Origin of the sequence: Methylobacterium oryzisoli (assembly GCF_046557895.1) — a bacterium.
Taxonomy (GTDB): domain Bacteria; phylum Pseudomonadota; class Alphaproteobacteria; order Rhizobiales; family Beijerinckiaceae; genus Methylobacterium; species Methylobacterium oryzisoli.
Genome location: NZ_JBKIBX010000010.1, coordinates 99,767 through 115,050, shown reverse-complemented (window position 1 = coordinate 115,050; position 15,284 = coordinate 99,767). Strand labels below are relative to the sequence as shown.

Genomic DNA, 15,284 nt, shown 5'->3' with positions numbered 1-15,284 from the left:
GACGCCGGGCGGCCGCGGATCCTTGGCCCTTGCCGTCCTGCGCCTCGAACCGCGCGAGGGCGGTCCGGACGGCTCTCTCGCGGGCCTCGGGCGAGGGCTCGGGCGCGGCGGGGAGTTCGAAATCAGGCGCCATGTCGGTCGTTTCCGGAGGGCTTGAGCAGGCGCCGCGCTTCGTGCAGGCGCCAGGAGATGGTGGATTCGGCAACCCCGAGGGCGGCCCCCGCCTCGGCGTGGGTCAGCCCCTCGCCGACCACGAGCACGACCGTCTCGCGCAGGGCCGGGTCGAGGCTGGCAAGCGCGCTCGCGAGCCACGTGCGCCGGTAGAGATCGCGCCCGTCCGGCGGTCGCGCGAGGCCGACCAGCACCGCGAGCCCGCCGCGCAGCCGCGACAGGCGCGCCCCGCGGCGGTGATGGTCGTGGCAGGCATTGACCACGATGCCGAACAGCCACGTCGAAAACTTCGCCTCGCCCCGGAATCCGCGGATCCGCTCGACGAGGGCGCAGCAGACCTCCTGCACGATGTCCTCGGCGTCGTCGCGCGTGCCGGTGAGGCGCCACGCGATCCGGTGCATGCGGTCGTAGTGGCGCCGCAGCAGCGCCTCGAAGGCCGCCCGCTCGCCCGCCACCGCCCGGGCGACGAGGCCGGCATCGGGGTCGGGCGGATCCGTCGCCGGTGCGGAATCCGGCGGCAGGTCGCGGAGCGGCATGGCATTGTCCCGCATGCGGTCGATCCCGGCGGCCCCCTGCCGCGGCGTCGGCATCCCTCACCGCCGGTCCGCGGCGAAGGATGCTCAGCCCTTCGGACGCGGCCCGGCGGCGAAAGCTTGGACGATTTTCTCGCGCATCCCGAGACCCTCCGGTGTTCGCCCGCGCACCGGCCGCGCTGGCGTTTCGACGGGAGCGGTTTACATGACGGTCGAGGGCGCCTCCCGCGCCCGCGTGAGGAGTACCGGGCCGTGGCGATCACCCGTGAGGACGTGCTGAGGGCGCTGTCGGGCGTGACGGTGGGCCGGGAGGGCACGCCGCTGCCGCAGACCGGACGCCTGTCCGAGATCGTGGTCGATCCGGCGAACCGGGTGATGTTCTCGATCGCGATCGAGCCGTCCGAGGCCAAGGCGTTCGAGGCGGTGCGCCAGGCGGCCGAGATGGCGGTGCTGAAGATCGGCGGGGTCAAGAGCGCGCTGGCGAGCCTCACGGCCGAGCGCGGCCCCGCCCCGGCGGCGGCGCACCGCCACGCGGCACCGGGTGCCGGACCCGGCGGGGCACCCGGCGCGGGACCGCGGCCCGGCCCGGCGCTGCCGGGCGTGCGCCACATCGTGGCGGTGGCCTCCGGCAAGGGCGGCGTCGGCAAGTCCACCACCGCCTGCAACCTCGCGCTCGCCCTCAAGGCGCGGGGGCTCAAGGTCGGGCTGCTCGACGCCGACATCTACGGCCCCTCGGTGCCGAAACTCTTCGGCCTCGACCGCAAGCCCGAGACCGTGACCACGCCCCAGGGCCAGCGCATCGTGCCGCTCGACGGCTACGGCATGCCGGTGATGTCGATCGGCTTCCTGATCCAAGCGGACACCGCCATGATCTGGCGCGGGCCGATGGTGCAGTCGGCCCTGACGCAACTTCTGCGCGATGTCGTCTGGGGCGAACTCGACGTGCTGATCGTCGACATGCCCCCCGGCACCGGCGACGCGCAGCTCACCCTCGCGCAGGCGACGCCGCTCGCGGGCGCGGTGATCGTCTCGACGCCGCAGGATCTCGCGCTCATCGATGCGCGCCGGGGCGTCGCGATGTTCAAGCGCGTCGAGGTGCCGATCCTCGGCATCGTCGAGAACATGGCGACCTTCATCTGCCCGCATTGCGGCACTGCCTCCGACATCTTCGGGCATGGCGGCGCCCGCCACGAGGCGGAGCGCCTGGGCGTGCCGTTCCTCGGCGAGGTGCCGCTGACCATGACGATCCGCGAGACCTCCGATGCCGGGCGTCCGGTGGTGGCGGTGGATCCCGACGGCCCGCAGGCCGCCCTCTACCGCGAGATCGCCGGCCGGCTCTGGGACAACCTGTCGGGCGGCTCGCCCGGCCGCGCGGCGCCCCGGATCGTCATCGAGTGAGCCCGGCCCCGCCGACCCTCGGGGTGATCCTGGCGGGCGGCCTGTCGCGCCGGATGGGCGGCGGCGACAAGCCCCTGCTGCGGCTCGGCGGGCGCACCCTGCTGGAGCGGGTGGCGGAGCGCCTGCGCCCGCAATGCGCGGCCGGGCTGATCCTCAACGCCAACGGCGATCCCGCGCGCTTCGCGGCATTCTTCGACGGCCCGGTCGTGCCGGATTCGGTGGCCGAGACTCCGGGTCCGCTCGCGGGCGTGCTCGCCGCCCTCGACCATGCGGCGGCGCATCGCCCGGACGTCGCCTTCGTGGCGAGCGTGGCGGGCGACACGCCCTTCCTGCCCCCCGACTTCGTGGCCCGGCTGCACGCCGCGCGCGCGGCTGCCGGCACCCGGCTCGCCGTCGCGGCCTCGGGCGGGCGCGCCCACTACGTCGACGGCCTCTGGCCGGTGGACCTGCGGGAGGACCTGCGGGCGGCCCTCGTCGGCGAGGGCCTGCGCCGGGTCGGCCAATGGATCGCCCGCCAGGGCGCCGCCGAGGCGGAATGGCCGGACCGGCCGCTGGATCCCTTCCTCAACCTCAACACGCCGGAGGACGTGGCGCTCGCCGAGGGCTTGCTGGGACGGGAGGCGCCCTGATCCCGAGCCGGGCTCTGCCCTCAGCGCGGAGCCTCCCCGGCCGTCGTGACCGGACGCGGCGCCGGTCCCTGCACGCCGAAATGGTCGGCGAGTTGCGCGCCGGTGTAGCTCTCGGTGAAGCTGTCGGGTTTCTCCGGCAGCATGGTGGCGTTCCAGGCGCGCCAGGACGCCTCCAGCCGGGCGAAATCCTCCGGCCGGCGCGTCTTCAGGTTGGCCCGCTCCAGCGGATCGGCGGCGACGTCGAACAGGAAGGTGTTGTCGCGGATCTTGAGGTACTTGAGGTCGCCCTCGCGCATCGCCGCCTGGGCATTGGCCCGGTAGCGCCAGAAGAAGCTGCGCGGACGCTCCGGCGCTTCCCCGGTGAGGATCGGCAGGAGGTCGAGACCGTCCGACGGGTAGGCCGGATCGGGACTCGCGCCCGCGGCGGCAAGCAGGGTCGGCAGCCAGTCCATCGTGATCATCGGCTGGGCCGAGACCACGCCCGCCGGCAGCCGCCGCGGCCACGACACGATCGTGGGGATGCGCAGGCCGCCCTCCAGCAACTCGGTCTTGCGCCCGCTGAAGGGCCACGTGTCGGAAAAACGCTCGCCGCCGTTGTCGCTCGTGAACACCACGATCGTGTCCTGGGCGATGCCGTGCGAATCCAGGGCGTCGAGCACGCGGCCGATCTGGGTGTCCATCTCGGCGATGATGCGGTGGTAGATGGCCCGGGTGCCGCCGTCGAAATGGCGCAGGTTGCTCCCGGCGATGCGCCGCGATTCGGCCTCGTCCTCGGGCGTCTCCCACGGCCAGTGCGGCGCGTTGAAGTGCAGGCTCAGGAAGAACGGGCGCCCGGCGCGCACCATCGTCCCGATCGTCTCCACCGCCCGCCGCCCGAGAAGGTGGGTGGCGTAGCCGACCTCCTCGATCCGCACGTCGCCGTCCCAGAGGTCCGGCTTGTCGTCGGTGCCGCGGTGGCTGAAATAATCGATCGTGCCGCCGCGAAAGCCCCAGAAGGTGTCGTAGCCCCGCTGCAGCGGCCCGAACTCGGCCACGGCGCCGAGGTGCCACTTGCCGACGAGCGTGGTCCCGTAGCCCGCCCGGCGCAGCAGGCCCGGCAGGGTCGGGTGATCGGTGGGGAGCCCGCCGGTGAAGCGCGTCGTGATCGGCTCCTCCAGCCCCAGCGGCAGCCGATACTGGTAGCGGCCGGTGATCAGGGCCGTGCGGGTGGCCGAGCAGACCGCCGAGTTGGCGTAGCCCTGCGTGAACCGAATGCCCCGGGCGGCGATGCGGTCGATGTGCGGCGTCCTGAGGTCGGGGCGACCGTAGCAGCCCACATCGGCGTAGCCGAGGTCGTCCGCCATGATGAACACGATGTTGGGCGGACCGGCCGCCCGTGCCTCCCGGCGTCCGGCAAGCGCCGACGCTGCTGCCCCGGCGACCGCGCTGCCCAGCACGCGCCTGCGCGTGACATCTTTGTACCCCACCATCGTACGGCCTCCTCCCTGTCCATCGTCAGTGCGCAGCGACACCGGTGTTCCGCACCGATGCGCCGAGCGCAATATCTGGCTTATCCGTTTCGATGTCAGATAGAACACTACTGCTCAAGTTGGTCCCCGATCCGGTGTGACGATACCGAACATCAATTCGGGCTCGTCGAAGAGGCTCAGCAATTCTGTAAGCTTCTCTCCGTTGCCCTCGATCTTGATCTGGCCTGCCTTGACGGCTTGATCGATACTTGTTTCACGGAGCAGGACGGCATTGAGTAGTTGACGAGATAGAATAAGAGTGGCGTCGGCTTCGTTCATAAGCTTGTTGGCTGTGTACGTAAGCGCGGAGTTCTCAAGATTCAAGGCATAATTTTGCGAAGTGTCGGTAAATTTCCAGTTGAGGGCAATTTTCTTTCCCTCGGCGCGTTCGCCATTGAGACGGACGGCCAGATAATCGAAGATCATGTCGGTCGTGAGCGCCTTGATGGTATCAGGGCTGCCGACCCGAACCGCAGGGGGGTGTGCTCGCCCGTTGCGCAACTCATACGCACCGGCAAGGTATTCATTTCGCCAAATGGCTGACTCGCTTTGGTAGGCAAGCTGTTCGAGAGCTGATGCTTCCAGATCTTTCGCGTCCTGATTCGCAGGATCGGCATAAACGACCTGGTTCATCACCTGAGCTACCCAACGGTATTCGCCATTGGCGTACTCTTCGCGTGCTCGTCTGATGACTGCTTCAGCGCCGCCCATATACTCGACGTACTTCTTTGCAGTGGCAGTCGGCGGCAGAGGGTTGAGTTCGGCTGGGTTGGAGCTGTAAAATCCGAGATACTTCTGGTAAACGCCTCGTACGTTATGGCTGAGCGTCCCATAGTAGCCGCGTGCAAACCATTCCCCAGACAGGGATTTCGGAAGCCTGAGGCGCTCCGCGATTTCCGTTCCGACGTAGCCCTGGTTCAGCAGACGCACTGACTGATCATGGATGAATTTGTAAAGATCCCTCTGCTTCGACAGAAAATTCTTGATGCGTGGGCTGCTCCAGACCGGCCAGGTATGTGAAGCAATCAAGACCTCCGCCTTGTCGCCGTAGGCCTGAAGGGCCGTATTGAGATTCTTGGCCCAAATATTGCTATCCCGAATTTCAGCGCCTCTCAGCGTATAAACATTATGAAGAAGCTGAGTGGCGATCTCAGCCATGTCCAAGACTTTGAACTGCGGAAAATACATGATCATTTCTGCGGGTGCTTCCGTACCCGGCGTGAGCATGAAGTCAATTTCAACGCCATCGATCACTCGGTGCTCGAAAGGCTGAACGATCGAGTCGGTGGGCGGAATAAGTGTGATGACGCTGCGTGAGAGATCTTTGCCGAGGCCGCTATCAACAAGACCTTTCTCGTTGCGCGGCAAAAAGAATCCGAACTGATACTGCAGGCGTCGCGCCTGTGCGTTCCCGGCGAGGATGTTTTCGCTGACAGCTGGCTCAAGAAAATCTCGCGGAGCGATGATCTTCACCTTGCCCGATTTCACGTCGTCCTCGGAAACCAGCCCGCGAACGCCGCCATAGTGATCGGGGTGGCTATGCGTATAGATGATCGTGTGAATGGGTTTCCGAGGCCGCTGACTGAAGTAGAACTCGATGGCGTTGCGCGCCGCTTCAGCCGTGAACAATGTGTCAATAATGATAAGTCCCGTGTCTCCTTCAATCACAGTCATGTTGGCCAAATCAAAGCCGCGGATTTGATAGATTTTATCCGTGACTTTAAACAGGCCAAAAATCGCATTCAGCCTTGAAAGACGCCATAAGCTCGGATTGACAGAATCAGGAGCGGTGGGCGATGCGGTAAAATCGAAGATTTTGCTACTATAAATGACACGACCGTCCGGTGCTTTGACGAGAACTTCTTGTGGAGCCGCAACGAAGCCCCGACGCGCTTCCTCGAAGCTGCTCTCATCGTGGAATGGCAGCTGCTGGAAGAGGGAGGCATTCGACTGCTTCGTGGCAGCTTCCGCGTTGCTCGGCATGCGAGTCTGTGCCTGAGCGGCGTGGCCGGACAGCGCCAGCGCGAGGGCGAGCGGGGCGGCACGGCGGGTCACGGTCGAGTATGGCACGGTGTTCCTCCACAATGAAAATTTTAGTTCGTGCCGTGAAGAATAGCGCGAATACGATGAAGCGCTAAAAGGCACGGAATTTCTCATGGCGCGATGTTATGTATATCGCATGATGATGGTCTTGTTCTCAAGATATGCATCCAAAGCGGCGCGCCCATGCTCCTTGCCAATGCCCGATTGCTTGTATCCTCCGAAGGGAACGTTCACATCCAACGTATTATGTGTATTAATCCAAACAGTTCCGGCCTTCAGGGCGGTGGAGACGGATAGCGCCCTCGAGAGATCGTTGGTCCAAACCGAAGCGGCCAGGCCGTATCGCGTGTCGTTAGCCAAGCGGATTGCTTCGTCGGCGTCGTCGAATGGGATGGCCACCACCACGGGTCCGAACACTTCCTCACGGACCAGCTCGGCCTCAGGTGCCAAGCCTCGGAAGATGGTCGGGGCTACGTAGAAGCCCTCGTCCGGAACCGGCCGCGTTCCGGCCACGCGCACGCCGCCGTCCCTGACGGCGCGATCGATGAAGTTTGTCACTCGCTCGCGATGGCGCCCGGACAGCAGGGGTTGGACCTGTGCTGAGGCCTCTCGTCCGGAACCGAGTGTCAGTGCATCGGTCACAGCGGCAATCGAGCCGAGGGTCCGTTCAAAAACCGAACGTTCGATCAGAAGGCGTGACGCCGAGGTGCAAACTTGCCCGCTGTTGAAGAACATGCCAAGCCCCGCCATCAGCGGTGCCGAATTCTCGTCGGCATCCGCGAAGACGATCATTGGCGATTTTCCGCCGAGTTCGAGGGTGAACCGCGCCATGCGATCGACGGCAGCGTGGCCGACGAGCTTGCCGACCTCGGTCGAGCCAGTAAAGGTCAGTTTGTCGATACCGGGATGATTGACGAGGGCCGATCCCGTCGTCCCGCCCCTTCCAGTCACGATGTTGACGACGCCGCTGGGAATTCCGATTTCATCGACAAGGCGAGCGAATCGAAGCAAGGATAGAGGGGTTTCTTCTGCGGGTTTGATGATGATTGTGCAGCCGCACGCAAGTGCCGGTGCAAGCTTCCAAACCGCGATGAGAAGTGGAAAATTCCAAGGTACGATCGCACCGACGACGCCCACAGGTTCGCGTACCGTCATGGCGAAGTGGCGGCTGCCGGGAGGAACCGGGATCGATGTTGCGAGCGTCGAACCCTCGATCTTCGTGGCCCAGCCTGCATAGTATCGCAGCCAATCGATGCACCCGGCAATCTCGACGTTGCGAGCCACTGTGACCGACTTGCCGCTTTCCAAGCTGACGACCTCGGCCAGCAGATCCGCATCACGCTCGACTGCGGCAGCGAGGTCGAGGAGCATCTTTTCACGGTCGGCTGGTCGAATGCGCGCCCAGGGGCCCTCTAGCGCCCGTCGTGCGGCCGTGACCGCAGCATCGACGATAGTCGCATCGCATTCGGGCAGTTGGGCGATAATCCGGCCGTTGGATGGGTCCTCGACGGTGAAATAGTCTGCCGTGCTGGTGGCTGTGAACTTACCGCCAATGTATGCATTGTGTGGCTCGGCCAGGAAAGCCAACGTTGCATTGCCAACAGCTGAGTCTGGCTGAGCGGACATGTGCGTTCCCTGAGTCGTTTTCGTCCCTGGGACTGGCTTACTCGCTCCTTCTGGCCGACGTCAGCCTCAATCCGGCTGCAGGCAGGGTCAGTCAAGTGAAAGTGCAGCGTCGGACAAATGCGCGGCGCGGTATGCGCTCGGGGTCATTCCGAACCGCTGTTTGAAAAGGCGTGAGAAATGGGCAGCCGAGCTGAAACCTGTCGTGAAAGCTATCTCTGACATTGACAGGGAGGTTGCGACAAGGCCTGCGCGGGCTTTGGACAGGCGCATCTCCTGAACGTAGCGTTCCGGTGTGGTTCCTTCTGCCTCGAAGGCGCGATAAACATAGCGAACGGAGCAGCCCATGCGGTGAGCGATATCTGCAACGGAAACAGCGCCTTCTATGTGATTATCGAGATGTGCTTTAATGCGCGCAAGCAGAAGGTCGAGTGACGTCTGCGGAGGTGCATCTCCTCCCTCTTCGGCGAGAGCCGCGATAAGCCGCTCCAGCACTCCGCCGACGATGACTTCCGCGGAGCCTGCAAGTGTTTCGTGTTCTCGATCGACGGCTGCGAGATATGTCTCCACCACGCCTGTTAGGCCCCGTGTGCCCGCATTGAGCAAGCGGGGTTGGCTGAGCCTGCGAAGAGCCCGCGGCGAGAACGCGCTACGCTCGATCTGAACAACGATTTGCCGTACTGCTGTCATGTTCGCGACCGCGTAAGCACGAGTTGGATCATAGAGAACCGAAGCCCCAGACCCGAGATCCCGACTTACACCGCCTTGCCGCAGCGTAGAGCGCCCTTCCAATTGAACGATAAGCTTGACAGCGTCAGGATCGAAACTCCGAGCTGAGACCCGCCGTCCCGATATGATATTCGCACTTGCCTCGAAACGAGACAGGCGGCAGCCACCGAGGACGCTCGTCCTGAGCTGTGCGTAGCAGCCGGCCTGAGCCAAAAACCGCTGGCGGATGCGGCCGAATACGTCCGTACAGAGCGTGCGGAACCCTTCGATGCCTGCCCCTCCGATCGAGGTGACGAATGGGGTGCCCACGGCGCACCTCCTGGTTTCTCTCCCGGGCCGATCCATTAGCATGAGGGGACCGAGCCGCGAAAGCATCCGCCTCTCACGGCGGAAGGCCGAGCCCGGGCCTATCTCTGGAAGAGATGTCGCTTGGCGGTTGCAGGAGCGCCCGCCCGTGCGTCGATGCCCCGGGCGGCGACGCGGTCGATGGGCGGCATCTTGGGGTCGGGGCGACTCTGGCAGCCCGCATCGGCCGAGCCGAGAGCCTCCGCCATGGACGACGGCCTTGCGCGGCGGTGCCTCTGGCCGGACAGTCCGGGCCGCCGGGATGCACGCGCATTCCAGAAGGACGCGAATCCGCTCGCGCGCCGGGGAGGAACCATGAAAGTCGTCGCCGACCTGTGCATCGTGCCGATGGGCGTGGGCCCGTCGGTCTCGCCCTACGTGAAGGAGATCAAGGCGATCATCGACGCGAGCCCGCTCAACGCGGAGATGCATGCCAACGGCACCAACATCGAGGGGGAGCTCGCCGACATCTGCCGCCTCGCCGAGGCGTGCGAGGCGCGCCTGCACGAACTCGGCGTGCAGCGCGTCTTCTTCACCATGACCTTCTCGTCCCGCCGGGACAAGGAGCAGGCGATGGCCGACAAGCTGCGCGCCGTGCAGTAGGCGGCGTCAGGCGGCGCGGGACGGGGCGCCCGCCTCCAGGGGGGCGACGAGCGGCAGGGTCAGCACGAAGCGGCTGCCCTCCCCCGGCGCGGAGGCGAGCGTGATGCGGCCTCCGAGCTGGTGGGTGACGATGTTGAAGGCGAGGTGCAGGCCGAGCCCGGTGCCGCCGCTGTCGCGCCGCGTGGTGAAGAACGGCTCGAAGGCGCGCCGCGCCACCTCCTCGGACATCCCCACCCCGTCGTCGCTGACGGTGATCACGACCCGGTCGCCGCCCGAAGGCGCGGTGGAGAGCACGATGCTGCCCCCCTGGCGGTCGCGGAAGCCGTGGCGCACGGCGTTGAGGAAGAGGTTGGTGAGCACCTGCCCGAGCGGCCCGGGAAAGCTGTCCATCACGATCCCGGGGGCGAGGTCGAGGTCGAGCGCCACGCGGGCGCCGCGCAGCTCCGGGCGCAGGCTGGCGGCGATCTGCTCGCAGGTCTGGCCGAGGTCGAACTGGCGCCGGTTGTCCTGGCTGCGGTCCACCGCGACCTGCTTGAAGGATTCCACGAGGTCGCCCGCGCGCAGCAGGTTGGCGACGAGCTGCTTGCTCGCCTCGCGCACGGCCGCGATGAAGTCGAGGAGCTGGGAGCGGCGCAATTGCCCCGCCTCCAGGTCCGCGCTCACCGCCGCGCAGCGCTGGCTCAGCGTCGAGGCGACCGTGAGGCTGATGCCCACCGGGTTGTTGACCTCGTGCGCCACCCCGGCGACGAGGCCGCCCAGCGCCGCGAGCTTTTCCGCCTCGATCAGGCTCTCCTGCGCCTCGCGCAGGTCGCGCAGGGTCGCCTCCGCCTGCTCCTTGGCCCGGCGCAGCTCCTCCTCGGCCCGCAGCCGGGCGATGGCGTTGGCGCGAAACACCTCCACGGCCGCCGCCATGTCGCCGATCTCGTCGCGCATCTCGGCGCCCGGCACGCGCCGGTCGTAATCGCCCGCCGCGATCCCCCGCATGGCGCCGCTCAGGCCCCGCAGCGGGTCGCTGATGCTCTTCGACACCGCCGTGCCGACCACCGCCACCAGGATCACGAAGGCGAGCGCCACCCCGCCGAGCTTGAGGGCCGCGGCCTCCAGCGTGCGGTCGAAGCGGGCCTGGGCGGCGTGCTCCACCGCGCGCACATGCGTCGCCATGCCCTCGATCGCGCCGGTCATCGCGTCGGCATTGGCGTCGATCTCCTCCCGCAGCAGGCGCGCCTGGGTCGCGACCTCGGCCGCGAGCGCGTCGACGCCGCGGCCGAAGGCGTCGGCGCGCGCGTCGAGGGCCGTGAGGGCCTTGCGCTGCACCTCGGTCGCGGCGAGGTCGAGCATCACCGGGACGGTCCGGCGGATCGCCGCGGCGGCGCGGCGCATCTCGTCGGCCGCCTCCGCCGAGGCGGCGACCTGGAAGGCGTTGGCGGCCAGCATCATCGCGTGGAAGGATTCGCGCGATTTGGCCAGCGGCGGCCAGATCTGCGAGGGCTGGGCACCCGACCCCTCGATCACCGCGTAGAGGCCCGACATCTCCCGGGCGGGCTGGGCCATGCCGGTCTCGTAGGTGTCCCAGATCCGCGCGCGGGTGTCGCGCAGGGCCGAGAAGCCGTCGATGAAGCGCTCCGTCACCTCGCGCAGCCGCTCGGCCGGCGCGGCGATCAGGGGATCGAGCCGCGCCTGCACGCGCAGCCGGCCGATCAGCGTGTCGCGCAGGTCGCCGATGCGGGCGAGCACGTCGGGGTGGGCCTGCCCGATGTAGCGGTGGATCAGGGTCTGCAGCCGCTCGGTGTCGCGGTCGAGCTGGTCGAGGAAGCGCTCGGTCTGCCGGACCTGGCGCAGATCCGCCCAGGCCCGCGCGAGCACCTGCGCCCCGTCCCAGATCAGCAGGATGAGCACGACCGCCAGGGCGGAGTTGAGCGCCGCGATCGCCAGGATGCGCCAGCGGATGGGCCAGGCCCGCATGGTGCGCTGCAAATACCGCCCCTTCATCCGCAGGGTCTTCCCCGTCTCGCCCGCTGCGTTTGTCCCGGGAGCCGCGCCGCTTGTCAAAGCCGGGCGGCGCGGATCCTCAGCCCCGCGCAAGCCTGCCGCCCTAATCGGCAGGGCGGGCGGTTCGCCGGACGGCCATCATCGGGAGGCTGCGACAGTGGGCGTACTCATCGGCTTGGTCATCGCGGTCGGCTCCATGCTCGGCGGCTTCGTGGCGATGGGCGGCCACCTCGAGGTGATCTGGCAGCCCTGGGAGTTCGTGATCATCGGCGGCATGGCGGTCGGCACCTTCGTGATCGCCAACCCGATGAAGACGGTGGTGGATTCGGGCAAGGGCATCGTCGAGGCCCTCACCGACCGGGTGCCCAAGCGCAAGGACTACCTCGCGCTCCTCGGCCTGCTCCACGCCCTGATGCGCGAACTGAAGGCCAAGCCCCGCAACGAGGTCGAGCCGCATCTCGACGACCCGGCCAATTCCGAGATCTTCAAGGCCTATCCGGACATCGCCAGGAACCAGGAGCTGGTGATGTTCATCTGCGACTACGCCCGCCTGATCCTGATCGGCAACGCGCGTCCGCACGAGATCGAGGCGCTGATGGACGAGGAGATCGGCACTCACAAGCGCGACGCGCTCAAGCCCTACGCCTCGCTCACCACGGTCGCGGAGGCGCTCCCCGCGCTCGGCATCGTGGCCGCCGTGCTCGGCATCGTGAAGGCGATGGGCGCCCTCGACCAGTCGCCGCAGATCCTCGGCGGCCTGATCGGCGCGGCGCTGGTGGGCACGTTCGTGGGCATCTTCCTGTCCTACGGCATCCTCGCGCCGCTCGCCATCAAGGTGAAGACCACGCGCGACAAGCAGTCCCGCGTCTACGTCATCGTCAAGCAGAGCCTGCTCGCCTACATGAACGGCGCCCTGCCGCAGATCGCCATCGAGCACGGCCGCAAGGGCATCTCCTCGGCCGACCGGCCGACCATCGACGAGGTCGAGACCGCCGCGGTCGGCGGCGGCGCCCAGCGCGAGGCGGCCTGACATGCCCGCCCCCGACGTCCGCAAGAGCCTGCTCGACGGAGGCGGCCTGTCCCTCGACAGGATGCCGATGCTGAGCATCATCTTCGACCGCCTGGCGACGGCCTGCGCCGACAACCTGAAGCACCTCGCGGTCTCGCCGATCTTCTACTCGCTCTCCAGCGTCGAGACCGAGGCCTTCGGCGACCTCCTCGAACCCTACGAGGCGAACGCCGTCGCGGGCATCTTCTACTCCCCGCAATGGGACAGCCACATCCTGGTCGGGCTCGACCGCGACTTCGTCTTCACGATGGTCGAGGTGCTGCTCGGGGCCGACGGCTCCGAGCCGCCGGTCGAGGACGCGCGCAATTTCTCCAGCATCGAACTGCGCGTCGCCCAGATGACGCTGGAGCAGATCGGCAAGGCGCTCGAATCCTCCTTCGCCCTCGTCTCCCAGACGACGCTGAAGCTGGAGCGGACCGAGACGCGGATGGACTTCGCGATCATCGGCCGGCGCTCGAACAAGGCGGTGGCGGCGAAGTTCCTGCTCCAGGCGCTCAACCGCGGCGGGGAGATGTTCCTTATCATCCCGCAATCGGTGCTCAACCCGATGCGCCAGAGCCTCTCGAAGGTGCTGACCGGCGAATCCACCGTCCGCGACCCGCGCTGGGAGCGCCAGATCGCCGCCGAGGTGAAGAAGACCGAGGTGACGCTGCGCGCGGTGCTGGAGGAGCGCACCCTGACGCTCGGCGAGATCGCCGACCTCAAGATCGGGCAGGTGCTGCCCCTCGACGCGACGCCGAAGAGCCGCGTCAAGCTCGAAGGCAAGGACCAGCCGCTGTTCTGGTGCGAGATCGGCCAGGCGAACGGCGCCTACGTGCTGCGGGTCGACGAGGTCATCAACCAGGAGAAGGAGTTCATGGATGCCGTCCTCGCTCGTTGACGCCGTCCTGCTCGGCGCCCTGGTGCTCACGAGCGCCTGCGTGCTGCCGATGTACCTCAAGCTCAAGCGCCTCGACCGCATCCAGGCCGAGTACGGCCGGGCCTTCGCGCAGACGAGCGACGCCCTGCGCCACGCGGGCGAGACGATGCGCAGCTTCGCGGGCGAGGGCCGCGAGATCCTCGTCGCCCTCGAAGCCAAGATCGACGAGGCCCGCGCCACCCTGGCGGACCTCGAAGCCGGCCGCCGCGCGCTGGCGTCCCGCGAGCCGCGCGCCTGACCTCCCCTGATCCGAGATCCCGCGAGACCGTCCGATGAGCCGGAACCCCTTCGACGACGCGCCCGACCTGTCGGCGGCCCATGCCGACGCGCTGTTCGGGAACGCGGCGTCTCCCGCCCCGCAGGACGAGCCGACGATCGGCTCGGGCCGCAACCTCGATTCGGTCCTGCGCATCCCGGTGCTGATCCAGGTGGTGCTGGGCTCGGCCACCATGCCGGTCGCCAACCTGATGAAGCTCGGGCGCGGGGCGGTGGTGCCTCTCGATCACCGGGTCGGCGAGCCCGTCGACATCATGGTGAACGGCCGCGTCATCGCCCGTGGCGAGGTGGTGGTGGTCGAGGAGGACAACTCGCGCTTCGGTGTGTCGCTGACCGAGATCGTCGGCCCGGCGGGCGCCGACGCGCACGGCTGAGAGCGGAGCAGGCGGGATGAGCGTTCCGGTCCCGGCGCCGCGCGGCGGCCTTCCGCGCCTGCGCGCGGTCGACGAGGTGGCGACGCTCCTGCTCGCCATGGGCAAGCCCGCCGCGGGCCGCCTGCTGAAGTACTTCGACGAGGACGAGATCAAGCTCATCACCCGCTCGGCGGTGAAGCTCGGGCCGGTCAGCCCCGCCCTCCTCGACAGCCTCGTGGACGCCTTCGTGTCGGAGTTCTCGCACGGGGCGAACCTGCTCGGCACCGTGCACGAGGTCGAGAAACTCCTCAGCGGCCTGCTGCCCCCGGAGCAGATCGCCGAGATCCTGGCCGAGGTGCGCGGCAACAACAGCAAGCGCTCGGTCTGGGAGCGGCTGTCGGGCGTCTCCGAGACGGTGCTGGCGAGCTACCTCGTCAAGGAGCACCCCCAGACCGCCGCCCTGATCCTGTCGAAGATCAAGCCCTCGACGGCCGCCAAGGTGATGGGGCACCTGCCCCAGCCCCTGCGCAACGGCCTGATGCGGCGGATGCTGGCCTTCAAGCCGATCGTCGACGACACGCTGCGCGCCATCGAGAAGGTCATCAACGACGACCTGATGGTGAACTTCGCCCGCAACGCCGGGGCCGACACGCACGGCAAGATCGCCGACATCATCAACAAGATGGAGCGCGAGCAGATGGACGACGTGCTGTCGAACCTGACCGAATCGCGTCCGAAATCCGCCGAGATCCTCAAGGGCCTGCTGTTCACCTTCGAGGACATCGTCAAGCTCGCGCCCCGCGCGCGCACCACCCTGTTCGATGCGGTGCCGAACGACCGCCTCGTCCTGGCCCTCAAGGGCACGCCCGCGGAGTTCCGCGAGACGATCCTGGGCGCGCTGTCGGCGCGCGTGCGCCGCATGATCGAGCACGAGCTGAACGGCGGCGAGCCGGCCGCGCAGCGCGACGTGCTGGACGCGCGCCGCGCCATCACCGACCTCGCCCTCGACATGGCCGGGCGCGGCGAGATCGAACTCAATGCCGGGGACAGCGATGAGACCTTCGTGCGCTGACGCGCGCGCCCGCGCGCGCCCGGC

Annotated in this window: 14 protein-coding genes; 8 read left to right on the top strand and 6 right to left on the bottom strand. The window is 67.4% G+C overall.

Annotation, left to right across the window (positions count from 1 at the left end; all coding sequences use genetic code 11):
* Positions 1-122 precede the first annotated feature (122 nt).
* A complete protein-coding gene (locus tag ACKUB9_RS12310; protein WP_407522287.1) occupies positions 123-722 on the bottom strand; it encodes an RNA polymerase sigma factor in 600 nt (199 codons plus the stop codon).
* Positions 723-956: 234 nt separating this feature from the next.
* On the opposite strand from ACKUB9_RS12310, the gene ACKUB9_RS12305 reads away from it, so the two are divergent.
* Positions 957-2,102, top strand: a complete 1,146-nt coding sequence (locus tag ACKUB9_RS12305) for an Mrp/NBP35 family ATP-binding protein (protein WP_407522285.1) — start codon at positions 957-959, stop codon at positions 2,100-2,102.
* Positions 2,099-2,731, top strand: a complete 633-nt coding sequence (gene mobA, locus ACKUB9_RS12300; protein ID WP_407522283.1) for a molybdenum cofactor guanylyltransferase MobA — start codon at positions 2,099-2,101, stop codon at positions 2,729-2,731. The genes ACKUB9_RS12305 and mobA overlap by 4 nt, the downstream gene beginning before the upstream one ends.
* 20 nt (positions 2,732-2,751) lie before the next feature.
* Here the strand turns inward: mobA and ACKUB9_RS12295 are convergent, their stop codons facing one another.
* The 4 genes from ACKUB9_RS12295 to ACKUB9_RS12280 form a co-directional block, all read right to left on the bottom strand.
* Entirely contained in the window at positions 2,752-4,200 is a 1,449-nt protein-coding gene (locus ACKUB9_RS12295; protein WP_407522281.1) for a sulfatase family protein, read from the bottom strand.
* Positions 4,201-4,314: 114 nt separating this feature from the next.
* Positions 4,315-6,309, bottom strand: a complete 1,995-nt coding sequence (locus tag ACKUB9_RS12290) for an alkyl/aryl-sulfatase (RefSeq protein ID WP_407522279.1) — start codon at positions 6,307-6,309, stop codon at positions 4,315-4,317.
* Between the two features lie 96 nt (positions 6,310-6,405).
* The gene (locus ACKUB9_RS12285; RefSeq protein ID WP_407522277.1) at positions 6,406-7,908 is read right to left on the bottom strand and encodes an aldehyde dehydrogenase family protein; all 1,503 of its coding nucleotides are present in this window, start codon (positions 7,906-7,908) and stop codon (positions 6,406-6,408) included.
* A gap of 87 nt (positions 7,909-7,995) precedes the next feature.
* Positions 7,996-8,943, bottom strand: a complete 948-nt coding sequence (locus ACKUB9_RS12280; RefSeq protein WP_407522274.1) for a helix-turn-helix domain-containing protein — start codon at positions 8,941-8,943, stop codon at positions 7,996-7,998.
* 351 nt (positions 8,944-9,294) lie between these two features.
* On the opposite strand from ACKUB9_RS12280, the gene ACKUB9_RS12275 reads away from it, so the two are divergent.
* The gene (locus tag ACKUB9_RS12275; protein ID WP_407522272.1) at positions 9,295-9,582 is read left to right on the top strand and encodes an MTH1187 family thiamine-binding protein; all 288 of its coding nucleotides are present in this window, start codon (positions 9,295-9,297) and stop codon (positions 9,580-9,582) included.
* 6 nt (positions 9,583-9,588) lie between these two features.
* On the opposite strand, the gene ACKUB9_RS12270 is transcribed toward ACKUB9_RS12275, so the two are convergent.
* The gene (locus tag ACKUB9_RS12270) at positions 9,589-11,544 is read right to left on the bottom strand and encodes a sensor histidine kinase (protein WP_407522270.1); all 1,956 of its coding nucleotides are present in this window, start codon (positions 11,542-11,544) and stop codon (positions 9,589-9,591) included.
* 184 nt (positions 11,545-11,728) lie between these two features.
* On the opposite strand from ACKUB9_RS12270, the gene motA reads away from it, so the two are divergent.
* From motA to ACKUB9_RS12245, 5 genes are read left to right on the top strand one after another with little or no spacing between them, the layout of a single operon-like run.
* Positions 11,729-12,601 carry a flagellar motor stator protein MotA gene (gene motA, locus ACKUB9_RS12265; RefSeq protein WP_407522268.1) on the top strand — a complete coding sequence of 291 codons (873 nt, stop codon included), beginning with the start codon at positions 11,729-11,731 and terminating at the stop codon, positions 12,599-12,601.
* A gap of 1 nt (position 12,602) precedes the next feature.
* Positions 12,603-13,520, top strand: coding sequence for a flagellar motor switch protein FliM (locus ACKUB9_RS12260; protein WP_407522266.1), 918 nt, complete (start codon positions 12,603-12,605; stop codon positions 13,518-13,520).
* Positions 13,501-13,797, top strand: coding sequence for a hypothetical protein (locus ACKUB9_RS12255; RefSeq protein WP_407522264.1), 297 nt, complete (start codon positions 13,501-13,503; stop codon positions 13,795-13,797). Before ACKUB9_RS12260 ends, ACKUB9_RS12255 begins: the two co-directional genes overlap by 20 nt.
* Positions 13,798-13,831: 34 nt before the next feature.
* A complete protein-coding gene (gene fliN / locus ACKUB9_RS12250; protein ID WP_407522262.1) occupies positions 13,832-14,209 on the top strand; it encodes a flagellar motor switch protein FliN in 378 nt (125 codons plus the stop codon).
* A 16-nt stretch (positions 14,210-14,225) separates the two neighbouring features.
* Positions 14,226-15,260: a flagellar motor switch protein FliG gene (locus ACKUB9_RS12245; protein WP_407522260.1), complete on the top strand. Its 1,035-nt coding sequence runs from the start codon at positions 14,226-14,228 to the stop codon at positions 15,258-15,260.
* Positions 15,261-15,284 lie beyond the last annotated feature (24 nt).